24 protein-coding genes and 11 tRNA genes are annotated in these 24,953 nt (G+C 42.2%); 15 read left to right on the top strand and 20 right to left on the bottom strand.

Annotation, left to right across the window (positions count from 1 at the left end; all coding sequences use genetic code 11):
• Positions 1-940: 940 nt before the first annotated feature.
• The 11 genes from MHN32_RS08070 to MHN32_RS08020 all read right to left on the bottom strand — a co-directional run bounded on the left by MHN32_RS08070 (position 941) and on the right by MHN32_RS08020 (position 6,353).
• A tRNA-Cys gene (locus MHN32_RS08070) sits at positions 941-1,014 on the bottom strand.
• An 11-nt stretch (positions 1,015-1,025) separates the two neighbouring features.
• A tRNA-Gly gene (locus MHN32_RS08065) sits at positions 1,026-1,101 on the bottom strand.
• Positions 1,102-1,144: 43 nt separating this feature from the next.
• Positions 1,145-1,231, bottom strand: a tRNA-Leu gene (locus MHN32_RS08060).
• Between the two features lie 21 nt (positions 1,232-1,252).
• Positions 1,253-1,328, bottom strand: a tRNA-Gly gene (locus MHN32_RS08055).
• A gap of 57 nt (positions 1,329-1,385) precedes the next feature.
• Positions 1,386-1,472 (bottom strand) — tRNA-Leu (locus MHN32_RS08050).
• A gap of 36 nt (positions 1,473-1,508) precedes the next feature.
• Positions 1,509-1,582 (bottom strand) — tRNA-Cys (locus tag MHN32_RS08045).
• 7 nt (positions 1,583-1,589) lie between these two features.
• Positions 1,590-1,665: transfer RNA gene (locus MHN32_RS08040), tRNA-Gly, on the bottom strand.
• Positions 1,666-1,874: 209 nt separating this feature from the next.
• Complete coding sequence (pgsA, locus tag MHN32_RS08035) at positions 1,875-2,420, bottom strand: CDP-diacylglycerol--glycerol-3-phosphate 3-phosphatidyltransferase (protein ID WP_010375584.1); 546 nt, start codon at positions 2,418-2,420, stop codon at positions 1,875-1,877.
• 42 nt (positions 2,421-2,462) lie between these two features.
• Positions 2,463-4,286, bottom strand: a complete 1,824-nt coding sequence (gene uvrC / locus MHN32_RS08030) for an excinuclease ABC subunit UvrC (protein WP_102056586.1) — start codon at positions 4,284-4,286, stop codon at positions 2,463-2,465.
• A gap of 11 nt (positions 4,287-4,297) precedes the next feature.
• A complete protein-coding gene (gene uvrY / locus MHN32_RS08025) occupies positions 4,298-4,948 on the bottom strand; it encodes a UvrY/SirA/GacA family response regulator transcription factor (protein ID WP_010606537.1) in 651 nt (216 codons plus the stop codon).
• 259 nt (positions 4,949-5,207) lie between these two features.
• Complete coding sequence (locus MHN32_RS08020) at positions 5,208-6,353, bottom strand: dicarboxylate/amino acid:cation symporter (RefSeq protein WP_010606536.1); 1,146 nt, start codon at positions 6,351-6,353, stop codon at positions 5,208-5,210.
• A 211-nt stretch (positions 6,354-6,564) separates the two neighbouring features.
• Here MHN32_RS08020 and MHN32_RS08015 point away from each other — a divergent pair, with 211 nt between their 5' ends.
• From MHN32_RS08015 to MHN32_RS08005, 3 genes are all read left to right on the top strand, one after another.
• Positions 6,565-8,859: a DUF5916 domain-containing protein gene (locus tag MHN32_RS08015; protein WP_239421469.1), complete on the top strand. Its 2,295-nt coding sequence runs from the start codon at positions 6,565-6,567 to the stop codon at positions 8,857-8,859.
• 128 nt (positions 8,860-8,987) lie between these two features.
• Entirely contained in the window at positions 8,988-9,956 is a 969-nt protein-coding gene (cysK, locus tag MHN32_RS08010) for a cysteine synthase A (RefSeq protein ID WP_010606534.1), read from the top strand.
• A gap of 159 nt (positions 9,957-10,115) precedes the next feature.
• Positions 10,116-10,982, top strand: a complete 867-nt coding sequence (locus MHN32_RS08005) for a transporter substrate-binding domain-containing protein (protein ID WP_239421468.1) — start codon at positions 10,116-10,118, stop codon at positions 10,980-10,982.
• Positions 10,983-11,079: 97 nt separating this feature from the next.
• Here MHN32_RS08005 and queE read toward each other — a convergent pair whose 3' ends face one another.
• Positions 11,080-11,745, bottom strand: coding sequence for a 7-carboxy-7-deazaguanine synthase QueE (queE, locus tag MHN32_RS08000; RefSeq protein ID WP_102056583.1), 666 nt, complete (start codon positions 11,743-11,745; stop codon positions 11,080-11,082).
• Between the two features lie 123 nt (positions 11,746-11,868).
• Between queE and queC the strand changes: the two genes are divergently transcribed.
• Positions 11,869-12,525: a 7-cyano-7-deazaguanine synthase QueC gene (gene queC, locus MHN32_RS07995; protein ID WP_010375567.1), complete on the top strand. Its 657-nt coding sequence runs from the start codon at positions 11,869-11,871 to the stop codon at positions 12,523-12,525.
• Positions 12,526-12,578: 53 nt separating this feature from the next.
• On the opposite strand, the gene cysB is transcribed toward queC, so the two are convergent.
• The gene (cysB, locus tag MHN32_RS07990) at positions 12,579-13,556 is read right to left on the bottom strand and encodes an HTH-type transcriptional regulator CysB (RefSeq protein ID WP_010375565.1); all 978 of its coding nucleotides are present in this window, start codon (positions 13,554-13,556) and stop codon (positions 12,579-12,581) included.
• A 413-nt stretch (positions 13,557-13,969) separates the two neighbouring features.
• Here cysB and MHN32_RS07985 point away from each other — a divergent pair, with 413 nt between their 5' ends.
• Entirely contained in the window at positions 13,970-14,731 is a 762-nt protein-coding gene (locus MHN32_RS07985; RefSeq protein WP_039492261.1) for a hypothetical protein, read from the top strand.
• 67 nt (positions 14,732-14,798) lie between these two features.
• Here the strand turns inward: MHN32_RS07985 and MHN32_RS07980 are convergent, their stop codons facing one another.
• Positions 14,799-16,088, bottom strand: a complete 1,290-nt coding sequence (locus MHN32_RS07980) for an NCS2 family permease (RefSeq protein ID WP_239421467.1) — start codon at positions 16,086-16,088, stop codon at positions 14,799-14,801.
• A gap of 121 nt (positions 16,089-16,209) precedes the next feature.
• Between MHN32_RS07980 and MHN32_RS07975 the strand changes: the two genes are divergently transcribed.
• The 3 genes from MHN32_RS07975 to MHN32_RS07965 all read left to right on the top strand — a co-directional run bounded on the left by MHN32_RS07975 (position 16,210) and on the right by MHN32_RS07965 (position 17,892).
• A complete protein-coding gene (locus MHN32_RS07975; protein ID WP_010375560.1) occupies positions 16,210-16,659 on the top strand; it encodes an SEL1-like repeat protein in 450 nt (149 codons plus the stop codon).
• Positions 16,660-16,989: 330 nt separating this feature from the next.
• On the top strand, positions 16,990-17,385 hold the full coding sequence (locus MHN32_RS07970) for a SulA-like leucine-rich domain-containing protein (RefSeq protein ID WP_017218896.1): 396 nt from the start codon (positions 16,990-16,992) through the stop codon (positions 17,383-17,385).
• A 45-nt stretch (positions 17,386-17,430) separates the two neighbouring features.
• Entirely contained in the window at positions 17,431-17,892 is a 462-nt protein-coding gene (locus MHN32_RS07965) for a YchJ family protein (RefSeq protein WP_239421466.1), read from the top strand.
• Between the two features lie 376 nt (positions 17,893-18,268).
• On the opposite strand, the gene MHN32_RS07960 is transcribed toward MHN32_RS07965, so the two are convergent.
• On the bottom strand, positions 18,269-18,790 hold the full coding sequence (locus tag MHN32_RS07960) for a VC2046/SO_2500 family protein (RefSeq protein WP_239421465.1): 522 nt from the start codon (positions 18,788-18,790) through the stop codon (positions 18,269-18,271).
• A gap of 112 nt (positions 18,791-18,902) precedes the next feature.
• On the opposite strand from MHN32_RS07960, the gene MHN32_RS07955 reads away from it, so the two are divergent.
• The 4 genes from MHN32_RS07955 to MHN32_RS07940 all read left to right on the top strand — a co-directional run bounded on the left by MHN32_RS07955 (position 18,903) and on the right by MHN32_RS07940 (position 19,317).
• Positions 18,903-18,987: transfer RNA gene (locus MHN32_RS07955), tRNA-Tyr, on the top strand.
• A 20-nt stretch (positions 18,988-19,007) separates the two neighbouring features.
• A tRNA-Tyr gene (locus tag MHN32_RS07950) sits at positions 19,008-19,092 on the top strand.
• Between the two features lie 29 nt (positions 19,093-19,121).
• Positions 19,122-19,206: transfer RNA gene (locus MHN32_RS07945), tRNA-Tyr, on the top strand.
• Positions 19,207-19,232: 26 nt separating this feature from the next.
• Positions 19,233-19,317: transfer RNA gene (locus tag MHN32_RS07940), tRNA-Tyr, on the top strand.
• A gap of 17 nt (positions 19,318-19,334) precedes the next feature.
• On the opposite strand, the gene MHN32_RS07935 is transcribed toward MHN32_RS07940, so the two are convergent.
• A complete protein-coding gene (locus tag MHN32_RS07935; protein WP_239421464.1) occupies positions 19,335-19,832 on the bottom strand; it encodes a DUF2938 domain-containing protein in 498 nt (165 codons plus the stop codon).
• Positions 19,833-19,904: 72 nt separating this feature from the next.
• Between MHN32_RS07935 and MHN32_RS07930 the strand changes: the two genes are divergently transcribed.
• Positions 19,905-20,300, top strand: coding sequence for a helix-turn-helix domain-containing protein (locus tag MHN32_RS07930; protein ID WP_102056580.1), 396 nt, complete (start codon positions 19,905-19,907; stop codon positions 20,298-20,300).
• 22 nt (positions 20,301-20,322) lie between these two features.
• Here MHN32_RS07930 and MHN32_RS07925 read toward each other — a convergent pair whose 3' ends face one another.
• Positions 20,323-20,979: a YgjP-like metallopeptidase domain-containing protein gene (locus MHN32_RS07925; RefSeq protein WP_239421463.1), complete on the bottom strand. Its 657-nt coding sequence runs from the start codon at positions 20,977-20,979 to the stop codon at positions 20,323-20,325.
• A 226-nt stretch (positions 20,980-21,205) separates the two neighbouring features.
• On the opposite strand from MHN32_RS07925, the gene MHN32_RS07920 reads away from it, so the two are divergent.
• Complete coding sequence (locus tag MHN32_RS07920) at positions 21,206-22,186, top strand: ion channel (RefSeq protein WP_010606522.1); 981 nt, start codon at positions 21,206-21,208, stop codon at positions 22,184-22,186.
• 17 nt (positions 22,187-22,203) lie between these two features.
• Here MHN32_RS07920 and MHN32_RS07915 read toward each other — a convergent pair whose 3' ends face one another.
• Complete coding sequence (locus MHN32_RS07915; RefSeq protein ID WP_045989065.1) at positions 22,204-22,845, bottom strand: HD domain-containing protein; 642 nt, start codon at positions 22,843-22,845, stop codon at positions 22,204-22,206.
• A gap of 127 nt (positions 22,846-22,972) precedes the next feature.
• On the opposite strand from MHN32_RS07915, the gene MHN32_RS07910 reads away from it, so the two are divergent.
• A complete protein-coding gene (locus tag MHN32_RS07910) occupies positions 22,973-24,163 on the top strand; it encodes a class I SAM-dependent methyltransferase (protein WP_237117445.1) in 1,191 nt (396 codons plus the stop codon).
• 63 nt (positions 24,164-24,226) lie between these two features.
• Here the strand turns inward: MHN32_RS07910 and MHN32_RS07905 are convergent, their stop codons facing one another.
• Together MHN32_RS07905 and MHN32_RS07900 are read right to left on the bottom strand one after the other, a co-directional pair.
• Positions 24,227-24,517: a PilZ domain-containing protein gene (locus MHN32_RS07905; RefSeq protein WP_010606519.1), complete on the bottom strand. Its 291-nt coding sequence runs from the start codon at positions 24,515-24,517 to the stop codon at positions 24,227-24,229.
• A gap of 9 nt (positions 24,518-24,526) precedes the next feature.
• A complete protein-coding gene (locus tag MHN32_RS07900) occupies positions 24,527-24,910 on the bottom strand; it encodes a response regulator (RefSeq protein WP_010606518.1) in 384 nt (127 codons plus the stop codon).
• Between the last annotated feature and the right edge of the window lie 43 nt (positions 24,911-24,953).

Raw genomic sequence — 24,953 nt, 5'->3', positions numbered from 1 at the left:
GCTCATTGAATTCTGATTGTTTGTTTCTACTTTTCAAAAAAGTAAAATCAAAACGAATTGACTATATAGTCACTCAGTTACAATTGAGACTCTAAATTTATTTGCATCATCTAGCGAACTAGAATCTGCTGTTAGAACTCAATCTGTACGAGTGCCCACACAGATGATTGCTTCATATTTTTAAAGAACGTTTCGAGCCACTTTCGCGCCTCAAGGGCTGTGCATTTTACTCAACCCGATTTTGTTGTCAACACTTAATTTTAAGTTTCTTTTCGAAGCCTCAAAACCTAAGTTTTACTTGACTCTCGACTCGTTAGCTCATTGCTTTTCAGCGTTGTGCTCCGTGTCGGTGGATGCGCATTATAGGGAGATCCGATTTAAGTGCAACCCTTTTTTCATTAAAACTTATAAAAACGGTTTGTTCGAACAAAAAACAAACGGAACATATCAAAAAAGTATATTTTTCACTCAAAAAGACCAAATTGAAGTCACGCGAGTCTACATAAACTTTAAGCACCACTAAGGAACAACTGAACAAATGGCGTTATATAACATCTGTTAGCATATTAACTTGCCTACTTACATATAGAACTCGAAACAAAGCCAGGTCAATTCTTCTTTATGTAGAGAAGGTGTACGTAGATTATGTGGAAGTGAAAATGTAAAGCGACTATGAAGCAGTAAGTCTATCCAATAAGCAGGACTAGATACCAAAATGATACCTTTTATCGAAAATATGGAGATAGGTGCGTTTATAAAGGTATTGAATACTAACTTTCGATTCTTCTTATTATTGGCTAGTAGCTATAGTAATGATTCTGGGATCTAAAGAAACAATGTTTAAGTAAAAGAAGATGTGGATAAATCAGTAACAGTGGCGTTTTTGGATAATAAAAAAGGTAAATAAGAAAGATATTAAAAATAAGGAGAATATGCGATATGGAGGCGGAACCCGGAGTCGAACCGAGGTAGACGGATTTGCAATCCGCTGCATGGCCACTCTGCCATTCCGCCATGAAGAATATTGGAGCGAGTAACGAGGTTCGAACTCGTGACCTCGACCTTGGCAAGGTCGCGCTCTACCAGCTGAGCTATACTCGCATTCCATTTTTCACACTGGTAAATTTAATATGTGAAAAATAAATGGTGCCCGGGGCCGGACTTGAACCGGCACGCTGTTACCAGCGAGGGATTTTAAATCCCTTGTGTCTACCAATTCCACCACCCGGGCATCGGGTGTGAAAGCAAAAATTGGAGCGAGTAACGAGGTTCGAACTCGTGACCTCGACCTTGGCAAGGTCGCGCTCTACCAGCTGAGCTATACTCGCGTTCCGTTTTGTACATAAAAACCATTTAGATTTGTTACATACAAATCCCGATATAAATGGTGCCCGGGGCCGGACTTGAACCGGCACGCTGTTACCAGCGAGGGATTTTAAATCCCTTGTGTCTACCAATTCCACCACCCGGGCATCGGGCTTGCTTTCGCATGTGGATATGTTGAGAAATGGAGGCGGAACCCGGAGTCGAACCGAGGTAGACGGATTTGCAATCCGCTGCATGGCCACTCTGCCATTCCGCCGCAAATTTGGAGCGAGTAACGAGGTTCGAACTCGTGACCTCGACCTTGGCAAGGTCGCGCTCTACCAGCTGAGCTATACTCGCGTTCCATTATTTAAATCTACTTATTTACTAAGCTTCTTTAAACTTTAACTTGCTAGGTGATGCTATCTAAATTTCATTTAGATGACATACTGCCCTCTCAACACGGACGCATTCTACAGAAGTTCTGGAACGCGTCAACATAAAAAATGAATGTTTTGAATCGTTTGCTCAAAATTTATCTAAACCGCTGGGTTTATAATCATTTCAAGTCAAGAATTAGTCAATTCTCCTTTTGCAGCATAGAGATACTGGATCATAGAAACTAATGTTAGCAATGTCGCGATAGCTAAAAGTGCGTAACTTAGCATTGTCATCCAATCTGATAATTGCCAAATCAAACCTATAATAGCTAACATCTGTGCAGCTGTTTTGAATTTACCCAGCCAAGATACAGCAACACTACCTCTTTTACCTTGTTCAGCCATCCATTCACGCAACGCAGAAATAACTATTTCTCTACTAATAATGACAACAGCAGAAATAGTAATGAAATAATTATCATAATGTGTAGCAAGTATCACTAAAGCAACACTGACCATCACCTTGTCGGCAACAGGATCTAAAAAAGCACCAAATGGCGTTGACTGTTCCAACTTACGAGCAAGATAGCCATCGAGGATATCGGTAACGGAAGCTAACCAGAAAATAAAAGCGGCGGCAAAAAACGCCCATGAATAAGGAAGATAAAAAACGACTGCAAACACGGGAATGAGTAGCAATCTAAATGTTGTGAGCGTATTTGGAATATTCCACATAACTACTTGGTATTGTCTTTTTTTCTATGTTCGCATGATTGCTTAAGCTTTGTCATGCAAATGATTAAATATCTTTTCAGCCATTTCAGGGCTGATCCCAGGAACTTGCTTTAATTGATGTATATTTGCAGATTTAACTCCCTGCATGCCTCCTAAAAACTTAAGTAGTGCCTGACGTCTTTTCTGACCTACGCCTTCAATCTCTTCAAGCACAGATTGCGTTCTTTGTTTTTGTCTTTTATTACGATGCCCTGCAATTGCAAAGCGATGTGATTCGTCGCGGATATGCTGGATAAGGTGTAATGCAGGTGAATCACTTTCGACATTCACCGTTTTACGACCACCATCTATTAGCAATGTTTCTAATCCCGGCTTCCGGCTTGTGCCTTTTGCAACCCCTATCAGTATCGGCATTTTATTGAGTTGCCAATCAGCGAAGAAAGATTCCGCCCTACCTAACTGCCCCTTACCACCATCAATAAAAATAATATCGGGTACTTTCGCTTCATCCGACATTTTGCCGTAGCGCTTATTTAATGCAAAATCCATCGCTGCGTAATCATCCCCTGGGGTGATCCCAGTGACGTTATATCTGCGATACTCTCTATTGTTTGGCCCTTGACCATCGAATACAACGCACGATGCGACCGTGTTTTCTCCCATGGTATGACTGATATCAAAACACTCCATTCTTTGAATGTCTGACAGCCCTAGCACTGCTTTTAGTTTGGCATATCGTTTGGTGATTGAGTCTTGTGCACTTTGTTTAACTTCAATACTGTTTTGCGCATTTTTATTTGCTAATGCAAGATATTGGGCTCGTTCCCCACGAACGTTACATTTGAAATTAACTTTGCGCTTCGAAACTTGAGTCAGCGCTGCTTCTAATGCACTTTCCTCTTCTATTTCGAATGGCAATACAATTTCTTTAGCAATTCTTGAGTGGTTACCCGTTGAAATGTAATACTGTCCAAGGAAAGAAGTTAGCACTTCATCTGCCCCAGAATCTTTTGGTACCTTTGGAAAATGTGTTTTCGTCCCAAGTACCTTATGTTCTCTTATCATCAGTACATGAATGGCCACTAAACCGTTCTTCTGTTCATAGCCGATGACATCAAGCTCTGCAAAGTTTCCTGCAATGGACTGCTGTTCTTGCATTTGCCTTAATAAAGCAATTTGATCTCTGTGTTTTGCTGCTTTCTCAAAATCCAAAGACATACTGGCGGTTTCCATTCGTTCCACCAGTGCTGAGATAACGTCCTGAGAGCGTCCTGTCAAAAACTGTCGAACCATGGCTACTTGCTCTTGGTATTCTTCGTCGCTTACTTTGCCAACGCATGGTCCTGAACATCTTTTTAACTGATACTGCAAACAAGGTCGGCTGCGTGCGCGGTAATACGCATCTTCGCATTGCCTAACAGGGAAAATCTTCTGCATTAACCTCAGACTTTCCGATACAGCAGCACTGCTAGGAAAAGGACCAAAATATTCGCCTTTTTGTTTTCTACTACCACGATGAAATGCAAGCCTTGGATGTTGATGGGCGCTCAGGAAAATATACGGATAACTTTTATCGTCTCTTAAGAGAATGTTATATCGTGGTTGGTATTTCTTAATTAAGTTATTTTCTAAAAGCAGCGCTTCGGTTTCGGTATTCGTTAACGTTACTTCAATATGATCAATATTACTGACCAATACTCGCGTTTTACTATCTGTGATATTTGAACGGAAGTAGCTAGAAACTCGTTTTTTGAGGTTTTTTGCTTTACCAACATAGATAACTTGGTCGTCCACATCGTACATGCGGTACACACCAGGTTCTGTTGTTAATGTCTTAAGGAAAGGTTTGTAATCAAATTCAGTCATTTAAAAAGAACTTAATGACTGCTATCTATATCGATCATTTTATGGCGAATAGCCAAGTGGGTTAATTCCACATCACCGCTAACATTGAGCTTTTCAAACATGCGATAGCGATAACTATTTACCGTCTTAGAGCTTAGGTTCAAGCGATCTGCAATATTTTGTGCTTTCTCACCTTTAGTGATCATGAGCATGATCTGTAATTCTCTTTCCGATAGCGATTGGAAAGGGTTTTCGTCATTGCGGCCACTAAATTGCGCAAGGGCAATCTGCTGAGCAATTTCTGGCGCAATATAACGCTGGCCAGCATTAACAGCACGTATTGCGTTGATCATTTCATCAGGGCCTGCACCTTTTGTCAGATAACCATGCGCACCAATTTGCATTACCTTGCTTGGGAAAGGATCTTCACAATGTACCGTAAGCACAATAACTTTTACATCTGGACAGTAACGGCAAATCTTTTTGGTCGCTTCCAATCCACCAATTCCAGGCATGTTCATGTCCATTAGCACAATGTCAGGCTCACTTTGGCGACAAAAGGTTACGGCTTCCTCACCAGTTTTGGCTTCTCCTACCACTTTAAAGCCACGCACATCATCTAAAATGCGTTTTATGCCAGTCCTGACAAGTTCATGATCATCAACTAAAAGCACATTAATCAATGGCACACCCTCTACATATATATTGGTAAAAGGAGCGAAGCAACCAACAGCCCCGCTTCCAGATGTTTGAGATTACCACATATTTTTTAAAAGCATAACGATAGAAACGAGAGAAAAATACAATTTTGATATGAATTAACCAAATAGTTAATTAATGAAAGAAGCAGTTTGATTATAATTCCACCGCTTTTATGATTTTAAAGGCAGCCGCTACGGCATTTAGCCACAGCGACTTATAGTAGATTAATTTTTATATGACTCAGCTTTGCTTTGAAAATTTATCGACCCAAAGTGCAATCACACCATCACCGGTTACATTACATGCTGTGCCAAAACTGTCTTGCGCTAAATATAAAGCAATCATCAATGCCACTGCGCCCTCATTAAAACCAAGCATACTGGTCAATAGTCCAAGCGCAGACATAACCGCGCCACCCGGCGCACCAGGAGCCGCAATCATTACGACACCAAGCATAAAGATGAATGGCAACATTTCCGACAATGACGGTACAACCATCTCAGGAGAAAGCAGCATCACAGCCATTGCGCAAGTCACTATGGTAATAGTCGACCCTGACAAATGAATGGTGGCACAAAGTGGTACGGTAAAATTGGCAACCTCTTCGTTAACATTATTAGATTTACTTGCACGAAGAGACACTGGAATAGTTGCCGCGCTCGACATAGTACCAATAGCGGTAAAATACGCAGGTAGCATATTTTTGATTAATTCCAGTGGATTTCTACCAAGTAACAGGCCGCTCACCACAAACAAAGTGCTTAGCCATAGCCAATGCATAATAATCGCGGCAAGCAATACTACGCCAAACGTACTTAGGGTGTCGAATACCGTACCTGCTACTGCCATTTCAGCAAAAACACCGGCGATGTAGAGTGGTAATATTGGAATAATGACTTTCGCAAGCAGTGCATCTACCACATCTCTCGCTTCGTCAGTGACACCTTTAAGTTTAGTTAAGCCACACTGGCTCATCCCAATACCAAAGATAAATGCCGTTGCAAGTGCCGTCATCACTCCCATCAGCGGAGGGATCTCAATATTAATAAAGCTCTTAAGATGAGATTCTTCCACGGCTTGATAAGCAACGCCGCCGTCAAAGAATGGGATGAAAGCATTAACTAATAAAAATGCTAATGTGCCAGCAATAATGGTTGACCCATAAGCAAAGCCAACTGTCTTACCAAGCAAGTGGCCCGATCCCTTTGGTAAGCCTGCTATACCTGAAGCAATAAAAAGCAGGATTATCAGAGGAATAGTAAAGCTGATAAGTTGTCCTATGATCACCTTGAAGGTGTATAAGAGCTCAACTAACACAGTCGGCAAGTACAGACCCGCCAACATACCAGCGACGATACCCGCCACTAGCTTCAATATAAGAGACATAGTTACTTCCTAGCAGATTTTCAAAGGCGTTGTTGTAACATGTTTTTGACCATCTTTGCTATTAATTCGATGGAGATAAATAGATTTGTACATTTTATGTATACATATTCGCCACCCAACGTAAATAATTGCAACCTGACGAAAATAAATTGTTTCAGTTCATTGCATATTATCTAATACTGGAAAAAGTCTCTGTAAAATAATTAAATTCATGCTTAAAGCTGTAACCTACTCTTTTTTCGCGCTTAGTCTATCTAGCCAAACATGGGCACTAGACCCAAATAAAATCCCATTTGTCGATAGTTCTGCAAAAATTGATGGTGTACTTGAAGCCGATATTTGGCAACGTGCATTAGAAATAGATATCAACAACATCACTTGGCCATTCGAGAACCAATCAAGTCCAGTACAAACTAAGGCTTACGTATATGAGAACGGTCAATCTTTATTTATTGCTTTTGATGCAAAGGACCCTAACCCTGAATTGATCCGCGCATTTTATCGTGACCGTGACCGCGCCTGGGAAGATGATCTTGTCGGCATTAAAATTGATTCATTTAACAACGCCCAAAGCGCTTACCAGTTTTTCATCAATCCACTAGGTGTACAACAAGACTCAATTGAAAACGAACTCACTAAAAGTGAGAATGGTTCTTGGAATGGGATCTGGGATAGCGTCGGAAAGATAAACAAAGACGGTTATGTTGTTGAAGTTGAAATCCCACTTCGTGTATTAAATTTTATCGACTCCCTCGAGAGCAAAACAATGGCTTTAGAGTTTCTGCGTTTTTATCCAAGAAATGAAAGGTTGCGTATCTCCAGCATGCAATTGCAACATGCAAATTCTTGCTGGATCTGTCAAATGCCAAAATATCAAGGATTTGCTAAGGCTAAGCAAGGTAGTAACTTTGCCGTTATTCCAACACTAGTCACCAATAGGCAAGAGTCTCGCGACATAGATGATGGTATCGCAGAGCCATGGCAAGCCGACAATAATGTCGAGCCGGGCTTAGACGTAAAGTGGGCTATCACGCCAGACACGACGCTAAACGCAACACTAAACCCTGATTTCTCACAAGTTGAAGCTGACACGGGACAATTGAGCGTTAACAATAGCTTTAGCCTATTTTTCCCTGAAAAACGGGCGTTCTTTTTAGATAATTCCGATTACTTTTCTTCTCACCTTAACCTTATTCATACTCGGAACATTTCAGCCCCCGATTATGGCGTCAAGCTTACCGGTAATAAAAATGGTCACACTTTTTCAGGATTTATTGCCAACGATGAAAGACTCAATGTCGTTGTTCCCGGAAATTTGGGCTCGAGTGTTGTCTCATTAGAGAGAAAAAGCCAAAACATGGCGCTTAGATATCGTCATGACCTAAACAAAACCTTGTCTGTAGGCGTGACATCGACGACTAGGCAAAGCGACGACTATCGCAACCAAGTTGCGAGTATAGACGCCAAATACAAGCCAACTGATAACGATACCTTACAGGTGCAGTTAATTGGCTCGGATACAGACTACGATAGCGCTTTCGCCGAAGCGTTATGTGATAGTACGCTCGCTGAGTGCGACCTAAACGAAAGTGTACTCAGAGTGATAGACGAAGATGACCGTGGTGCTGGCTATTACGTTAATTATGAGCACAATCGCAAGCATTGGAAGGCATTTACCGGCTATCAAGCTCGCGATGCAGCACTTAGAACCGATATGGGCTTTATCACTCAGGTCGACTTTAATAAATTTCTTTTCGGCGGTGAGTACCGTTGGTATGGCGATGACAACAACTGGTGGAACCGTGCACGTTGGTACGCCGACTGGGATATTTCCCACAACGAGCAAGGCGAGTTATTAGAAAAAGAAGTGCAAACCAACTTTGCAGTTGACGGCCCGTTGCAAAGCTTTCTTGATTTCGGTGTTGAACATAGAAAACGTACAGGACTGCGACATGATGAAACCCGTTTAGCGATTGACGGCAATACCGATCTATTTACCGAGAATTCACAGTGGACTTATATCGAGTTCAAGCCAATGGCCGGCGTTTTCGCAGGTTTGAACTTAAGTAAAGGAAACCGCGTTGACCTTGCAAACAACCGTGTTGGTGATTTGTACTTCGCCCGCCCGGTTATTAACGTCAATCTTGGCAAACATTTTGAAGTTAGATTGCGCCATACATACGAAAAAATGAAAGCTGACGGCGCGGAAGTTTATACCGCAAATCTGAGCGATATCCGCCTGACTTACCAATTCAACATTAATAGCTATTTGAGATTGGCAATCATCAATACAGATATTTCGAGAAACCAGAGCAATTATAGCGATGATGTTGATGCGACTTATAAAAGCATCAGCACCCAACTGCTCTATTCCTATAAACTAAACCCACAAACCGTTTTCTTTGCAGGCTATTCCGATCATGGTTATCAAGACGATGATTTGTCAAAAATAACTAAAGACGAAAAGACGGTATTTATGAAGTTCAGTTATGCCTGGTTGATTTAAATATCAATCTTTAAATAACTATTGGCTATAAGCAAATTTGATATATCTTATAGCCAATCTTTCCTTTCGTTTTGCGAAATGCGCAGTAAAGTGATGGAATACAAGCAAACCTAGATTAGGGAACACAAATGACTAAAGTATATGCAGACAACAGTCTAACTATCGGTAATACACCGCTGGTTAAAATCAATCGCGTTTCTGGCGGCAATGTTTACGCAAAAGTGGAAGCGCGTAACCCAAGCTTCAGCGTTAAATGCCGTATTGGTGCGTCTATGATCTGGGAAGCTGAAAAAGCAGGTCTTCTTAGCGAAGGTAAAGAACTTATTGAACCAACTTCAGGTAACACGGGTATTGCACTGGCTTTCGTTGCTGCTTCTCGTGGTTATAAGTTGACACTTACTATGCCAAATACGATGAGCCTTGAGCGTCGTAAACTACTAAAAGCACTTGGCGCAAATTTAGTGCTAACAGAAGGCGCTAAGGGCATGAAAGGCGCGATTGAAAAAGCAAATGAAATTCAAGCAAGTAACCCTGAAAAGTACGTGTTACTACAACAGTTTGAAAACCCAGCAAACCCGAAGATCCATTTTGAAACAACGGGCCCAGAAATTTTTGATGCACTTGAAGGTAATATCGATTACTTCGTTGCGGGCGTTGGTACAGGTGGCACGATCACCGGTGTTTCACGCTATCTGAAAAATGAAAAAGGCCTAAATGTTAAGTCAATTGCTGTTGAGCCAGTTGACTCACCAGTTATCACGCAAACCCTTGCGGGCGACGAAGTAAAGCCAGGTCCACACAAAATTCAAGGGATCGGTGCTGGGTTTATTCCAGGCAACCTAGATCTTGAGCTTATTGATGGCGTTGAGTTGGTGTCGAATGAAGATGCAATTGCAATGGCACATCAGCTGATGAAAGACGAAGGTATTTTAGTAGGTATTTCTTCTGGTGCAGCCCTAGTTGCCGCAAAGCGAATTGCCGAGAAACCTGAAAATGCCGATAAAAACATCGTGGTTATTTTGCCAAGCGCTGCTGAACGTTACCTAACTAGCCCACTTTTTGCAGACACATTCTCTGAACAAGAATTAGTGCAGTAAGAGTAGAGCTTCATATTCTAGATTACCAAGGGGCATCACTGCCCCTTTGTTTTTTATATTATTCCTTTTAATTTCACCTTCCTTCACTACACTTTACCTATTCGCTACTCTTTTTTGACTTCGATGATTGTAAAGACCTTATTACTCTTGTTTTTTCTCATGTTTAGTAGCTTCATCTATGGGGAGAATTTAAACGTCGCCTACTTCAAGGGCGGTGAATTTCACCTTGTTGCTGGAGAAAAGTACCAAGGGGGTTATCTATACAATAAGAAAGGCAAAAATACATTCATTCATATCGTGACATTAGATTGGCCACCTTATATCGGTGGAAACCTCTGCAACAAAGGCTGGGCTTTCCAGTTTGCCGTCGCACTGCTTACCGACTTAGACTATCAAGTGTATGTTGAATTTTTGCCTTGGGCTCGTGCTGTAAGAGCCGCGGAAACGGGCAAAGCAGATATTTTATTCCCAGAATACTATATTGAGGATTCAGCACCGTCTGACAATCACAAGAATAAGACCCGCAGAGAGCTACTTGCTTTATCTAATGCTTTTCCTGGTGGTGAAATCGGCTTTTTGAAGCGAAGAGGTGAAGAAGACCGCTTTGATGGTAATTTAAACTCAGTTAAGAATGAGCTCATTGGTGTCGTGAGGGGCTATCAGAATACCCCTGAATTTGATGCTATGATGGATAATGGTGAATTCGTTACAGTGGAAGCCGTAAATGATTTACAGCTAGTGAAATTACTCGTCGGTAAGCGCGTAAATTTAGTAATAGGCGATCCAAAAGTGCTGCGCTTTACGGTCAATTATTCAGACTTACCTAGAGCTGAGAAAATTGAATTACTGAGAAACATTGAAAACGTGACGCCACCTATTAAGTATAATCACCTCTACTTTGCACTTAGCAAACAAAAACCACATTGGCATGAATTGCTCAAAGATATCAATCGCAATCTCTATCAATTTGAGAACAGTGGTGAAACGCAAAGAATGATTGAAATGGTCAGTAACGAGTGTTATTGACCTCTACATAAAACTTAACGCCTAAGCACGCTGCTTGTTCAATACCTCAGCTTAAACACACCGCATTTTTAGCTAAAATACGCTTAGGCAAAGCGCTTTAGTTAATCCCTAAATACTTGTGCACTTGAACTGATAGGCGCCAATTTTTCGCTTTGCAATTGTCTATTGCAAGCTTAGTGGCCTTGGCTTTTTGGCTAATTGGCTGAAGATACACTAGCTTTGGTTCAACCCCAGTTTGTGCAAATAACGCCTCTAATTCCTCAATATGCTTTTGCATCGCGACGGGGTGCTTTATTTCATCGGCACGAGCCATTGCACTTGGAAGTACTTTGTAACCTCCACGCATATTAATTTTTGGCGACACAGTAACCCAAGTTTCAGCTGGCGCGAGGATCTCAAATGTCCCACTGGTTTCAACCTGTGTGCTGTACCCTTTACTATGCAATAACTCACATAATGGGCGAAGATCAAACATACAAGGTTCACCACCGGTGATCACCACATGTTTGGCTTGGTAGCCCCGCGCCTCGAAAATCGCCAAGATCTCGTCAGCACTCGCGTTTGCCCACCACTCTGAGTCAGCCTTTTTTTCTACAGTGTTATCCAATGAAACAATAAAAGTGTCGTTGGTTTCCCAGGTTTGTTTGGTATCACACCAAGCGCACCCAACTGGACAGCCCTGCAAACGTAAAAAGATTGAAGGCGTACCAGTGAAGCTTGCTTCACCCTGAATTGTTTCAAATATTTCGTTAACCTTGTACAAAATGGCCCCGTGTTTAAGATAAAGTTGTCGAAAAATACCGCGAGAAAATTGTCATTTCTCCAGCGGCCGTGTAGTATATCGCGCCCTAAAGTAAACCTCTATCAAAATCGAGGCAAATCACCTATGAGCGAAAAAGTTGTCGTAATCTATTCCGGCGGAATGGACTCTTACACTGTATTAAACAAGGCTGTCCGCGAGGGCCATGAGGTTTATGCACTGTCTTTTAACTATGGCCAGCGACATGTAAAAGAGCTACAAGTTGCCGCTGACGTATGTGCAAAACTCGGCGTTGCTCATAAGGTCGTTGATATTTCGGCTATCAATCAATTATTGTCAGGCTCTAGCCTAACAGATGACATCGACGTGCCAGAAGGCCACTATGAAGAAGAGAGCATGAAGAGCACGATTGTGCCTAATCGCAATATGATTTTGCTTTCTCTTGCGGTAGGTTACGCTGTCTCTCTAAAAGCAAATAAGGTATTTTACGGTGCTCACTCTGGCGATCATGCAATTTATCCAGATTGCCGCCCAGAGTTCGTTAAAAAGATGGATGATGTTTGTCGCATTGCGAACTACGACGCGGTTGAAATTGTCAGTCCTTATCTTAACAACTCAAAAATTGATATCCTGACCGACGGTCTAAAAATGGGATTAGATTACGCTGACACTTGGACGTGTTACAACGGCCGCGAAAAAGCATGTGGTAAGTGCGGTGCTTGCCAAGAGCGTCTCGAAGCGTTTGAACTAAACCACGCAACAGATCCGCTCCCGTACGAATAACAGTATTGAAAAAGGCCTCTGTTGAGGCCTTTTTCATATTCTTTTCAAGTACTTCATTTTACTGGAAGCGTCATACCTTCAAATAGCTTGTCGATATCATCTTGATTTCGTAGCAAACTTGCACGCTCTACCACATCTTTTGTGAGATGCGGTGCAAATCGCTCAATAAAATCGTACATGTAGCCTCTTAGGAAGCTTCCTTTTCTGAAACCGATTTTCGTCGTACTTGCTTCAAATAGGTGACTTGCATCGATACAAACTAAGTCGCTATCAGACTTTTCATCAAGTGCCATTGACGCTAATACGCCAACACCGAGCCCTAATCTTACATAGGTTTTAATCACATCGGCGTCTGTTGCAGTAAACACGATGTGTGGCTCCAAACCATGAGCATTAAATGCTTTATCCAGTTCTGAGCGGCCAGTAAAACCAAACACATAAGTGATCAACGGATATTTAGCGACGTCTTGCACCGTCAGTGCACTGCCTTTTTGTGCAAGAGGATGGTCTTTGGCGACCACAATACTACGATTCCAGTGATAGCAAGGTAGCATGACAAGATCACTGTACAAATGCAGCGCCTCGGTAGCAATAGCAAAGTCAGCATCACCTCGAGCGGCAGCATCAGAGATTTGCTGTGGCGTACCTTGATGCATGTGTAGAGAAACCGCAGGATATTTTTTCATAAATCCTTGGATCACAGGAGGTAACGCGTAACGAGCTTGTGTATGCGTCGTTGCGATGTTTAGTTTACCTTGATCTGGTAAGGTATGTTCATTTGCAACCGCTTTGATCCCTTCCACTTTAGAGAGGATCTCACGAGCAATATTAATAATTTCATTACCCGCGCCCGTAACATGCGTTAAGTGCTTACCGCTACGGCCAAAAATTTGTACCCCTAACTCGTCTTCAAGCATGCGCACTTGCTTTGAAATACCAGGTTGAGAGGTATATAAACTTTCCGCCGTCGCTGACACATTAAGGTTGTGATTCAACACTTCGACGATATATCTCAATTGTTGTAATTTCATATTGCTTTTATTCTTATGATCTCTTGATGTTGAGCATCAGCCCATAGCAAAACCGCTTTTTGTTAGCGAGTTTAGTGCAAAGCGATAAAAACCGCCTGTTACGACCTTATGTAGGCTAGCACATTTGGTAAAAATGAGGTAGCCAAGAGGTACTAAATATCAGCATTTTCACTGACGCTCCGACAGTCATTTGGCCAAATAGCGGATATTGTGACACGCTTTTGCAAACTCACGAGCTAAATCTGGCGACTATCTTTCACTAAAACTAACCGCTCATTTAGGCATCGGCTATACTAAAAAATAATGAATTCTTTATCTTTTTTACAGGTTATTGTCGTAAACCTGTTCAGAATAGTACGAATTCATGTAAGATTAAAAAATTACACTGGTGGTTACATGAAAGAGATTTCAGTATGTTTGTTTCTATTATAATAATGTTGATTGTTGCACTTATCGTCATAGCAGTTTGGGTAAGCGCTATCCAGCAACATAAAGAGAAACAAGAAGCGGAGAGACGCAAAGAACTTGCTAAGCAAAAACGCGTAATAGAAGAAGCGGAAGACGTCATCATGAATGGCAGCAATATTCCGATGTCTGAAGTCATGATCCGTATTATTCAGCGCCGCGTGCACGATGCTTTAGCCGCAATGGTGGAGTTGTCTCCGACTTCGAAAGAATTAAAAAGTCGCTTACACGAGTCGCAAGAGCGCTTAAATACTCAGCCTGAAAAAGCAGCTGACTCAGACTCGATAGCACTTCCAGACAACGACAAACAAATTATCGCATTAGTTCAAGGCATAAAGAAATTACGCCAACTACTACGCTCAGAGCATAGTAAAGGTAAAGTAGACACTCAACTGTTCGTTAATGAAGACCGTAGGCTGGAGCGCTTTCAGCTTAAAATCAATGTTGAAAGCCAGATAAAACGAGGGCTTTCAGCGAGAACCGCAAACATGGTCGGTTCAGCAAGACAATACTTTGAAAAAGCTTACGCTACAATTTGCGCCGTCTCATACAATGATGACTATGTAAAAGAGAAAAAAGCACAGCTGGAAGGTTATTTAGAAGAGATCAGCAGCGAACTTAGAGCGTCCAACGCATCAGCGGTGAAAAAGAAAGCAGAGCAAGAACAAGACGACTTGGACGTATTGTTTGCACCGAAGAAGAAGTGGTAACACCATAATTTACGTGAAAGGCTGGTCTCCCAGCCTTTTTTATTACAAATGAAGTAAACCCACTTGCTTAACCAAAAGCAAACTTAACGATAAAGAGTGCTGTCAGTACCCAAACGCTGATACTGATTTCATTTGCCTTATTACACGCCAACTTAACTGCCGTATAAGAAATAAAACCCAAAGCAATACCATGCGCGATTGAAAACGTGAGCGGTGTCATCAATAACACAACACTCACCGGAATAGCATCGCTCATCTCATCCCAATTAATCAACTTTAGGTTTTGTAGCATTAATACCGACACATACAATATCGCGCCTGCCGTCGCATATGCAGGAACCATCTGTGCCAATGGCGCAAAGAACATCATGAGTAAGAAGCAGATCCCCACGACCACGGCCGTCAACCCTGTGCGACCACCGACAGATACACCCGACACTGATTCAATGTATGAAGTCGTCGTTGAAGTACCGAGCACTGAGCCTGCAATCGTCGCAGTGCTGTCAGCTGACAGTGCCCTACCCAACCTTGGCATGCGACCATGTTCGTCAGATAATCCGGCCTTTTGAGTCACCGCAACCAATGTGCCACTGGTATCAAATAAATCGACAAATAAAAATGCAAACACCACGCTAAGCATGGACAGCTCAAAGATTCCGCTCAAATCCAACTGCATATAGGTCGGCGCTATGCTTGGGGGCATATCAACAACCCCGTGATAATCTACAAGCCCAAGTCCCCACGCAATACCCGTTACCATTAAAATGCTGATAAGCACGCCACTTTTGACTTCACGGTACATAAGCGCCGCAATCACAAAAAAGCTCGCAATGGCTAATAGCGGGCCGGGAGAAGTGATATCACCAAGTTGTACTAATGTCGCATCGCTTGCGATAACAATTTTCGCGTTCTTTAGCGCGATTAAGGCTAAGAATGCGCCAATACCTGCCGCGATCGCACGCTTTAGCACAATGGGAATAGCTTGGATCACCCATTCGCGTACTTTGAATACGCTCAAAAATAGAAATAAACAGCCCGACATAAATACCGCGCCTAATGCACTTTGCCATGTATAGCCCATGCCAAGCACAACACCATAGGTAAAAAAGGCGTTTAAGCCCATTCCAGGCGCAAGCGCTAAAGGATAGTTTGCCCATAGTCCCATAATAAAACAGCCGATTGCGGCTGCGATACAAGTTGCTACAAAAGCAGCGCCGTGATCCATGCCAGCTTCTGCTAGCATTGCAGGGTTTACGAAAACGATGTAAACCATAGTAACGAATGTCGTCAAGCCAGCAATCACCTCAGTTCTTACATTGGTGTGCATAGCTTGCAGTGAAAATAACCGCTCGAGCATAACTAAAATTACAAATTTAAGGAACAAGTGGTTGGATTTTAACACGAATCACTTTAAAACTCGGACAAAATAGTTAAAATTCAGCTACACTCTGCTTATCAACATTATTGCGAATAAAGATATGGATCAAAATAGCACCGACAACTCAGCAAACCATGACTTAGAACAGCAGCTGCTGAATGTGCTTGAATTTGTAACGTCGCCATTAAAAGCGGACGCAAAATTCCCAGATCTTCACGACAATACCCAAGCTTTGAAAAAAGGCCTCTATTACCTAAAAGAAAAATCTTTTCCGCTTGCGGCAAAATGGCTAAGACTGGCGGCGATGTCTGGTGATTTGAAGGCACAGTTCTTTTTAGGTTTGTTGTTTATGAAAGGTCAAGGAGTGCCACCCAGCCCCTTTCATGCAGCCGCTTGGTTAAGTTTGGCCAGCAGCCAAGGGCACAAAGGCGCCGAACAGGTACTACTAGATGTACGCCGCTTCCTTACAACTAAGCGCTTTAGAGATGCACAGTGCTATGCTGCAACACTTTACGAGCAAATTCATCAACTACAGCATATTAGCCAGTAAATTAAATTTGACTCTCCAAAAAAACGTAGGCTAGGCGTAGCTAAGCCTCTCTTAAGTAAACGTACGCTTTCCCTCCGCGACGATCAAAATGATACAGTAGGAAAACTACTGTATCGCAGCTGAGAAAACTTCCTTGCTTTACTCATACTGAACTTTCGTCAATTAAGCTCTCATTTCAAAAAAATCACAACCACTTGTTTTATATTGAAAATTTAAACTAAATAAAAATTAAGCTTGAATATTGATTAAAAAGCTAGCAATTTTCCTTGCATTCACACACTGTATAAACTACTGTATACATATACTGTATAGATAACCAGTGAGACAATTATGTTACACAGCAATGCACTTCTACAGCCAAACAATTCAACTTATTACACACTTAACGAAATCAATAATGTGATAGTTGAAGATGAGATCGTCGCTAGCTTAGAGTTACTTAAAGTTTTACATAAATGTCAGCATAAACAAGGCTGGACGCTACTCGTTGCACCCGATAATGTACCAAACAAGTCACTACTAGAAAGCGCTTCAGTTGATGCAAGTAAGTTGCTCGTCATTAGGCAAAAGCACATATACGACCTTGAGTATGTACTTAAAAGTGCTATCAGCAATGGTAATTTCGCTGCAGTGGTGATTTGGACTGATATTGCATCAGTGCAAACTATCAACAAAATGGAACTGCCGGTATCTGACGTTGCGATCCACTGTTTTCAAAGCGCTTAACAAGCTACAATAACAGGATATAAATTTGTTAAAACTGAAGTTCTTATGTCTTGTTATTGCAATTCATCCCTTCCCTATTCGCAATGTTGTGAGCCGTACCTTAAGGGAAAAAAATTCGCAGAGCGTCCACAAATACTCATGCGCTCTCGCTATACTGCATACTGCTTAAAAGATGCAAAGTATATTCATGACACCTACGCCCAGGCTAAACAAGCACAAAATAGTGTCGACGATATTGCTGCATTTGCTAATTATGCACACTTTATAAAATTGGAAGTGCTAGAAGAAGTAGCAGAAACTACTCAGGGGGTTGTTGAGTTTAAGGCGCACTATATCGCAGAAAACACACACTATATACTCCATGAGCGGTCAAATTTTATTACCGAAGCAGGCAGATGGTATTACTTAGATGGTGAATTGTACGATACGCCTACAACCAAGGTAGGCAGAAATGACCTCTGTCCGTGCGGCAGTGATAAAAAGTATAAAAAGTGCCACGGTAGCTAAAATAGCCTGAATTAGAGATTAGATACAAAGCAATAAAAAAGGCTTGAAACGAGCTAAGGATGATTAAAGGCCGTTCAGCTTATACCAGTTGTATTAAGTAAATGATCTACCTTGAAGCGGGGAAATAGCTTTAGTAGCAAGGCAAAAATTTTGCTATTTAGTTGTTCTAAATGAGAAATTTTTAACGAAGCTAATATGCAATTTCACCCTTCAAATTGATTAGAGAATTAATTCAATTGGTATTAGACATGAAGCACGATAAGCATGGCGTTTTATGCCAGTCTAGTAACGAAGCAAACAGCTGTAAAACAGCAAGTTTAATACCAGTTTGTCTTAAATTTGCTCAATTTTGAAGGAGTAAAAGCAGCTAATGTTGTTACGCCGTCGCGCGTAACATACTCTGCATATCACCCGTTGCAATTTGATCATAAAAACCAGCCGCATCCATTGCCTTATCAGCAACTAAGGCCAGTTTACCTTGCGCGCTCGCCAAACGTCTTTTAACCGCTGGTTCTAAATTTTCTACAACGTTGAGTGGAATATACTTTTTATCATTTCGTGCAGCAAAAGGTTCTGGATTTAAATTTTCTTGCAATCGCAAGGTTGCCATCGCCCCCATAGATACCAGCTGCGCGTTATGCTGACCAATAAGCATATTGTACTCTTTTGGCGCAAGCGGCTTTTGTGGACCTATTTCAAATTGCTTTTTTAGTGTTTCTTCTGAGTTATCTTTTGCGGCAGCTTCAGATTTTGGTAGATGAAATTGGCTAAAATCTAATGCATCGGTTGATAGCATAGATAACAGCATGGCAAAATCGGCAGAGCGCGTCTGATGAACACTAATGTTCAATGCGGACCCTAATTGCGACTCACTGATTAAAACGCCATCAATTTGCATGTATTCCAACCGATTATTTTGCTAATTATGAATTTATCGGCCTTTTTCCGAAAAACTTTAGTAGTTTTCTTTACTTCGAAAAAAACTTTGTTATTATCACCGCCGTTGTTTAGGAGGGGTTCCCGAGCGGCCAAAGGGATCAGACTGTAAATCTGACGGCTCAGCCTTCGCTGGTTCGAATCCAGCTCCCTCCACCATAAACAACAGTTACAATTTCGGAGGGGTTCCCGAGCGGCCAAAGGGATCAGACTGTAAATCTGACGGCTCAGCCTTCGCTGGTTCGAATCCAGCTCCCTCCACCACTTTCAAATTGTAACGCTTTAAAATGTATGGAGGGGTTCCCGAGCGGCCAAAGGGATCAGACTGTAAATCTGACGGCTCAGCCTTCGCTGGTTCGAATCCAGCTCCCTCCACCACTTTTAAAGTAAACGCTCCAAATGATGGAGGGGTTCCCGAGCGGCCAAAGGGATCAGACTGTAAATCTGACGGCTCAGCCTTCGCTGGTTCGAATCCAGCTCCCTCCACCATATTCTATTGCTTGATCTCACAATAAGCTTACATATATAAACGAGCTTAAAAACAATCCAAAGCCAAAAATAAAATGTGCTGCCATACTTTTTACCCTTGCCTTATTCGGCTCTGGTAATTTAGATGCTGCTACCCCTGCACCAAAACAGGGTTGCATAATAAAAAATGGAAAAATACACGTTATTAAGCCAAAAACTAACGCAATCAAAAGGCTAGGCTCAGTCAACCAAGGCTTGCCCACGCTCAGAAGTAACACCAAGGCGAATACAATCCCAATGAGATAATGCATGCACCAGCCAATGACACCTTCACCAGATATTGGTTTACTGTGCCCGATACCTTGATGCGTGAGTTGACCTTTACACAAGTGTCCAATCCACCTACCAACCAATGCATAATCTAAGCCCTTTATGGCAAACACGCGACTGAGCATAAATGCCCACAAATCCATAACAAGCGTTGCACCTACGCCAATCGCGACTGCTGGCATTAACATCGAATATAAGCTTTCCACTATTTTTACTCCTCTTTTTTACTGATAGCCGCTATCCTACTAGTTCAAGTTAACTTTAAGTCAAGGGCAAGAATGGATATCAGTGAAGTTGCAAAGAAGTCTGGTTTACCCGCATCCACGCTTAGATATTATGAAGAAAAAGGACTGATCCGATCGATTGGTCGACAAGGGCTCAAACGTGTTTTCCCCCCTTCAATACTTGAACGTCTAGCGCTTATTACACTAGGCAGAAACGCAGGCTTTTCGTTAGATGAAATAGCGGACATGTTTACCCCCGAGGGTAAAGCGGATATTGATAGGGTGAAGTTACAATCCAAAGCGGATGAATTAAATGAAACCATTAAGCATTTAACTGCAATGCGAGATGGCCTCTATCACGCTGCCAAATGCCCAGCGCCAAGCCATTTTGAATGTCCGACATTTCAAAAGCTGTTAAAACGCGCGGCAAAAGCGAGGCCCGAGAAATAATAGGCATAAACAGGGCACTATGCTAATGCTCAATCATCAAGTCAGGACCGTGGTCACGTAAATAACGCCGAGCCATTTTATGGTCGTGGCCATAGTGCTTTGTTACCAAGCGCCAAAATGCGCTATTGTGTGCCATGACGTGAAAATGGCAAAGTTCGTGCACTACCACATAATCGATTACCCACTTAGGCGCACCAATCAAAAACGTATTAAACGCAAGCACGCCTTTAGATGAAAAACTGCCCCAGCGGCTTTTATAAACTCGTATCTTTAGCGTATCAAAGCGAGCTTGAATATCAGGTTGATAGCGCGCAATAACCATGTCTACATAGTCATTTAGCGTTTCGCTTAACAGCGCAACTAATTCACGCCATTCATTTTTGACAGCCTTAAGTAAAACCCTTTTGTTGTCAAAATCAATTACAGAGGTCGTGCTTTCGCCCCTTTGAATGGTAAAGGTCTCGCCGAAGACTTGCACAATTCCTGTTTTCAGTGGCCGAGGGCTCTCAGGTATGATTTTTAGAGCAAGCTTTGATTTTATCCAATCGGATTTGCTTTCCACCCAAGTATGTAACCAGCGCTCGCAAATTTGCTCTGGCACATACACAAACACTTGGCCAGCTTTTATTTTTATCGCAACGCTCTTACGCTTTCGGCTTTTCTTTAATTGATATTGCAAGGTAACAAATTCTTAGTCACTAAAGCATGCATTATAGTATGAGCAACTTGTCAGAGTCACTGCAAACGCCATGCAAGATAATGAATTAGACCAACGATGGCAATAAACTCATCAATAGTGTGGTTTCTAACACTTTATAAATTAGAAAGATTTTTTCGTTAAATCACCGTATTTATTATTTTTGCTGCTACGCTTAATGAAAAAGGCATTTTGATTTAGGCAAGCTATGGCTGATAAACCCATTTGCCAATATGTGTCACCTGAGGGAAAAAAATGCAGTGAAATCGATATGGGCTCAGGTTACTGCTTTTGGCATGACAATAAATTCGATAAAGGTGGCTTGGAGCTAAGCCAAAAGCTTGAACGCTACGCCAAGCGCGGTGGTTTGCTGCAAGGCTTAGAGTTGAAGCGGGCCAATTTAGAAGGGCTCAATCTTGTTAACTTTGAAAATCATCATGGCTATGATCTATCTTATAGCAACTTTTATCGTGCCAATTTGAAAGGGGCGCACCTGTTTAATAATACCATTAAGCATGCGTCGCTAATGAAGGCCGACTTGAGAGAAGCAAGTCTGCACTGCTGTAATTTAGAAAGCACCAATTTGCTCGGTATAAAGCTTGAAAACACCCGTATTGATAATATGGAACTCGGCGAGCAATTACTACAAGAGCAGCAAGCTTTTGAAGCTCGTAGAAACCGAGCCAAAGAGGACGCGGAAGACTTGTTCTTACAGTCGGAAGAGATCTATCGTTTACTACGTAAAGGTGCGGAAAACCAAGGACTATTTGAAATGGTTGGGCGCTTTACATACAAAGAACTGCGCATGCGACATGCCCAGTATCCACGATTTTCAAAACGTCACCTAATTTCCAGCTTTGTCGACTTATTATGTGGGTATGGAGAAAAACCGGAAAATGTCATTCGCTTCAGTTTAGGTATGATAATTACCTGTGCATTTTGCTATTTTCTATTTGGTGTTTCGTTTCAAGATCAGATAATGCAACTGGACTTAGACAACAGTGTATCTGAAAACGTAATGGCGCTGCTGAACAGCTTTTATTTTAGTGTTGTTACTTTCACAACCTTGGGTTATGGGGATATTACGCCTGTGGGGATCTCACGGCTGATCGCAGCGGTAGAGGCTTTTACCGGCAGCTTTTCATTAGCGCTATTTGTGGTGGTATTTGTGAAGCAAATGACGAGGTGATACTCATCTCGTCATTTTTAATCCGCGATTTCTGATTTCAGTTGTTCTAAAAAATCCAGCATATATTGGGTGCGAGCTTGAGCCTGCTCTCGGGCTGCGGTGGTATGCATGTTATCTTTAATATGCAGCAGCTTAATGAAGAAATGATCTAAGGTATATTTGGTATCGTCAGCTTTTCTATGCTCACAAAAAGGGTCTTCTACATTGTAGAGATTACGCGCTATCGCCCCACCTACTTTCATACAGCGGCTAACACCTATCGCCCCTAACGCATCCATTCTGTCTGCATCTTGGACTATTTTGGCTTCTAATGTCGTGGGTGTAACACCGGCGCTAAAGCTGTGTGCAACAATGGCGTGGTGAATCGCCTCAAGTTTATCCGTGTCGTACTTCAACTCTGTTAGGAAGGCAACCGCCTTATCTGCAGCTAATTTAGACGCCAGCGGCCTATCTGGATGATTTTTTGCTACGGCAACACAATCATGTAACCAAGCGGCAGGGATCACCACAGCAGGATCCGCCCCCTCAGCTTCGCAAAGTGACTTTGCGACTTTAACTACACGCTTGATATGAGACAAATCATGGGCGGTATCTGCACATGGAGTCGACAGCATAAACTCTTCACATGCTTTTTCTAATTCATGCATTTTTAACGTCATTAAGCTCAACTTTTATTAATATCCGACAAATAAGCCCACACAAATTTGGCGTGAAAGGCATTACTGATTGTATGTTGCCACACCCTTCACTAAAATGGCAGCTATCAGGAAAGATTAGAGAAAATATATGACTTGCGCGCTATATCTGCAACCAGGCAGAGAAAAATCCCTTAACAGAAAACACCCTTGGGTTTTCTCAAAAGCCATTAAAAAAGTAAAAGGTAAACCCGCCCTTGGCGATACCGTCAAGATTTACAGCAATGAAGGGAAATACCTCGCGACAGCCGCTTATAGCCCAGACTCTCAGATCAGAGCCAGAATTTGGACATTTGATGAATCACAACATATCGACCAAGCGTTTTTTGAGCAAAAGCTCGCACGAGCACTAGCGGCCAGAGAATATGTTATCGCTGAAGGTGGTTTAACCGGCTTTAGATTGTGTGCAGCAGAGTCTGATGGTCTGCCCGGTGTAACGATTGACAAGTTTGATAACTACTTGGTTTGTCAGTTGCTAAGCGCTGGTGCCGAGCGCCACAAGGGTGAAATAGTAATGGCATTGCAATCACTATTTCCTGATTGTCATGTTTACGAGCGCTCAGATGTTGATGTACGCAAAAAAGAAGGCCTTGATAAAATTACCGGACCGCTTGCTGGCGACGCGCCAACCGCACCTGTCCTTATTAGCGAAAATGGTTTAAAGATTGAAGTCGATATCATCGGCGGCCATAAAACTGGCTTTTATCTAGATCAACGCAACAGCCGAGCCGCGTTAGAACGCTTTGTAAAAGACAAGGAAGTGCTTAACTGCTTCTGCTACACCGGTACATTTGGCCTTTATGCACTGCGCGGTGGCTGTAGTAAAGTAATCAACGTTGACGTATCGCAGCCAGCACTCGACACAGCTAAACGCAATGTAGAACATAATGAACTAGACTTATCGAAAGCTGAGTTTGTTAAGCAAGACGTGTTCAAACTACTTAGACAATATCGTGATGAGGGCCGTCAATTCGATACTATCGTGATGGATCCACCAAAGTTTGCAGAAAGTAAGGCGCAGCTTAACGGTGCTTGTCGTGGCTATAAAGATATCAATATGATTGCCATGCAGATATTAAAGCCTGGTGGCACGTTACTCACCTTCTCGTGTTCTGGCCTTATGGAACAAAACCTGTTTCAGAAAGTCGTTGCAGACGCTGCGCTCGATGCCGGTAAGGAATTGTTGATCATGGAAAGGCTAAATCAAGCAGCCGACCACCCTATTGCGGGCAATTATCCAGAAGGCTTTTACCTGAAAGGCCTTATTTGTAAGGTCTATTGATTTAACAATTTTTTACGGTGGTATAGAAGAACACTTCAATACCACCTTTATAGCTTAGTTAATCTAATTAAACTTGGTGATTTCAAGCCCTACAACCCACTGCTCATCCTGCTCTTGACTACAGCGGATCACGGTTGCATGAGCACTAAGTGGCTGGATCATATCGCCACTGGAATCAATGAAAATGTCAACGGTTGAATTTGCTTCGATTGGTTCGCTCACTGTCACCGACAATCCTGTAGCGCTTAAATCGTGACAAACTCCTTGATGCACTTTACCCGACTCAAGCTCGGTTAATTTTGCTACTGCATCCACCGACATACGCATAAAACGGCGTTTATCTTCATTGATCATATAATGCTCCTACACCATTGATTTTATTTTTTCTAATAGCGATTGCATTGAGAATGGCTTAACCACATAAGCATCACAGCCTGCATCGAATCCCGCTTTTTGTTCTTTTTCGGACTCTAAACCAGATACCATTAATACCGGAATATCCTTCGTCTCTGGTGTATTTTTCAACATTCGACAGGTGTCGTAACCGTCAAGACCCGGCATACACACATCAAGCAAAATAGCATCTGGAGGATCAGCAATTGCATTAGACAAGCAACTCGTACCCGAGTTTGCATAGCTCAGCTCAAACGCCCCTGACAGTGCCATTTCAAGCATTTCATAGTTAAAATACTCGTCGTCAACCACTAGTAGATGCGGTGCATTTTTCCTTTTCTCTCGTGTGGACATATTCAATGCCGCTTCCTTCTCACAATCCAAAACTTTACTTCCT

Source organism: Pseudoalteromonas sp. Of11M-6, assembly GCF_022347905.1.
In the GTDB taxonomy this organism is placed as follows: Bacteria; Pseudomonadota; Gammaproteobacteria; order Enterobacterales; family Alteromonadaceae; genus Pseudoalteromonas.
The sequence above is the reverse complement of the archived record's forward strand: the minus strand, read 5'-3'. Positions and strand labels throughout refer to the sequence as shown.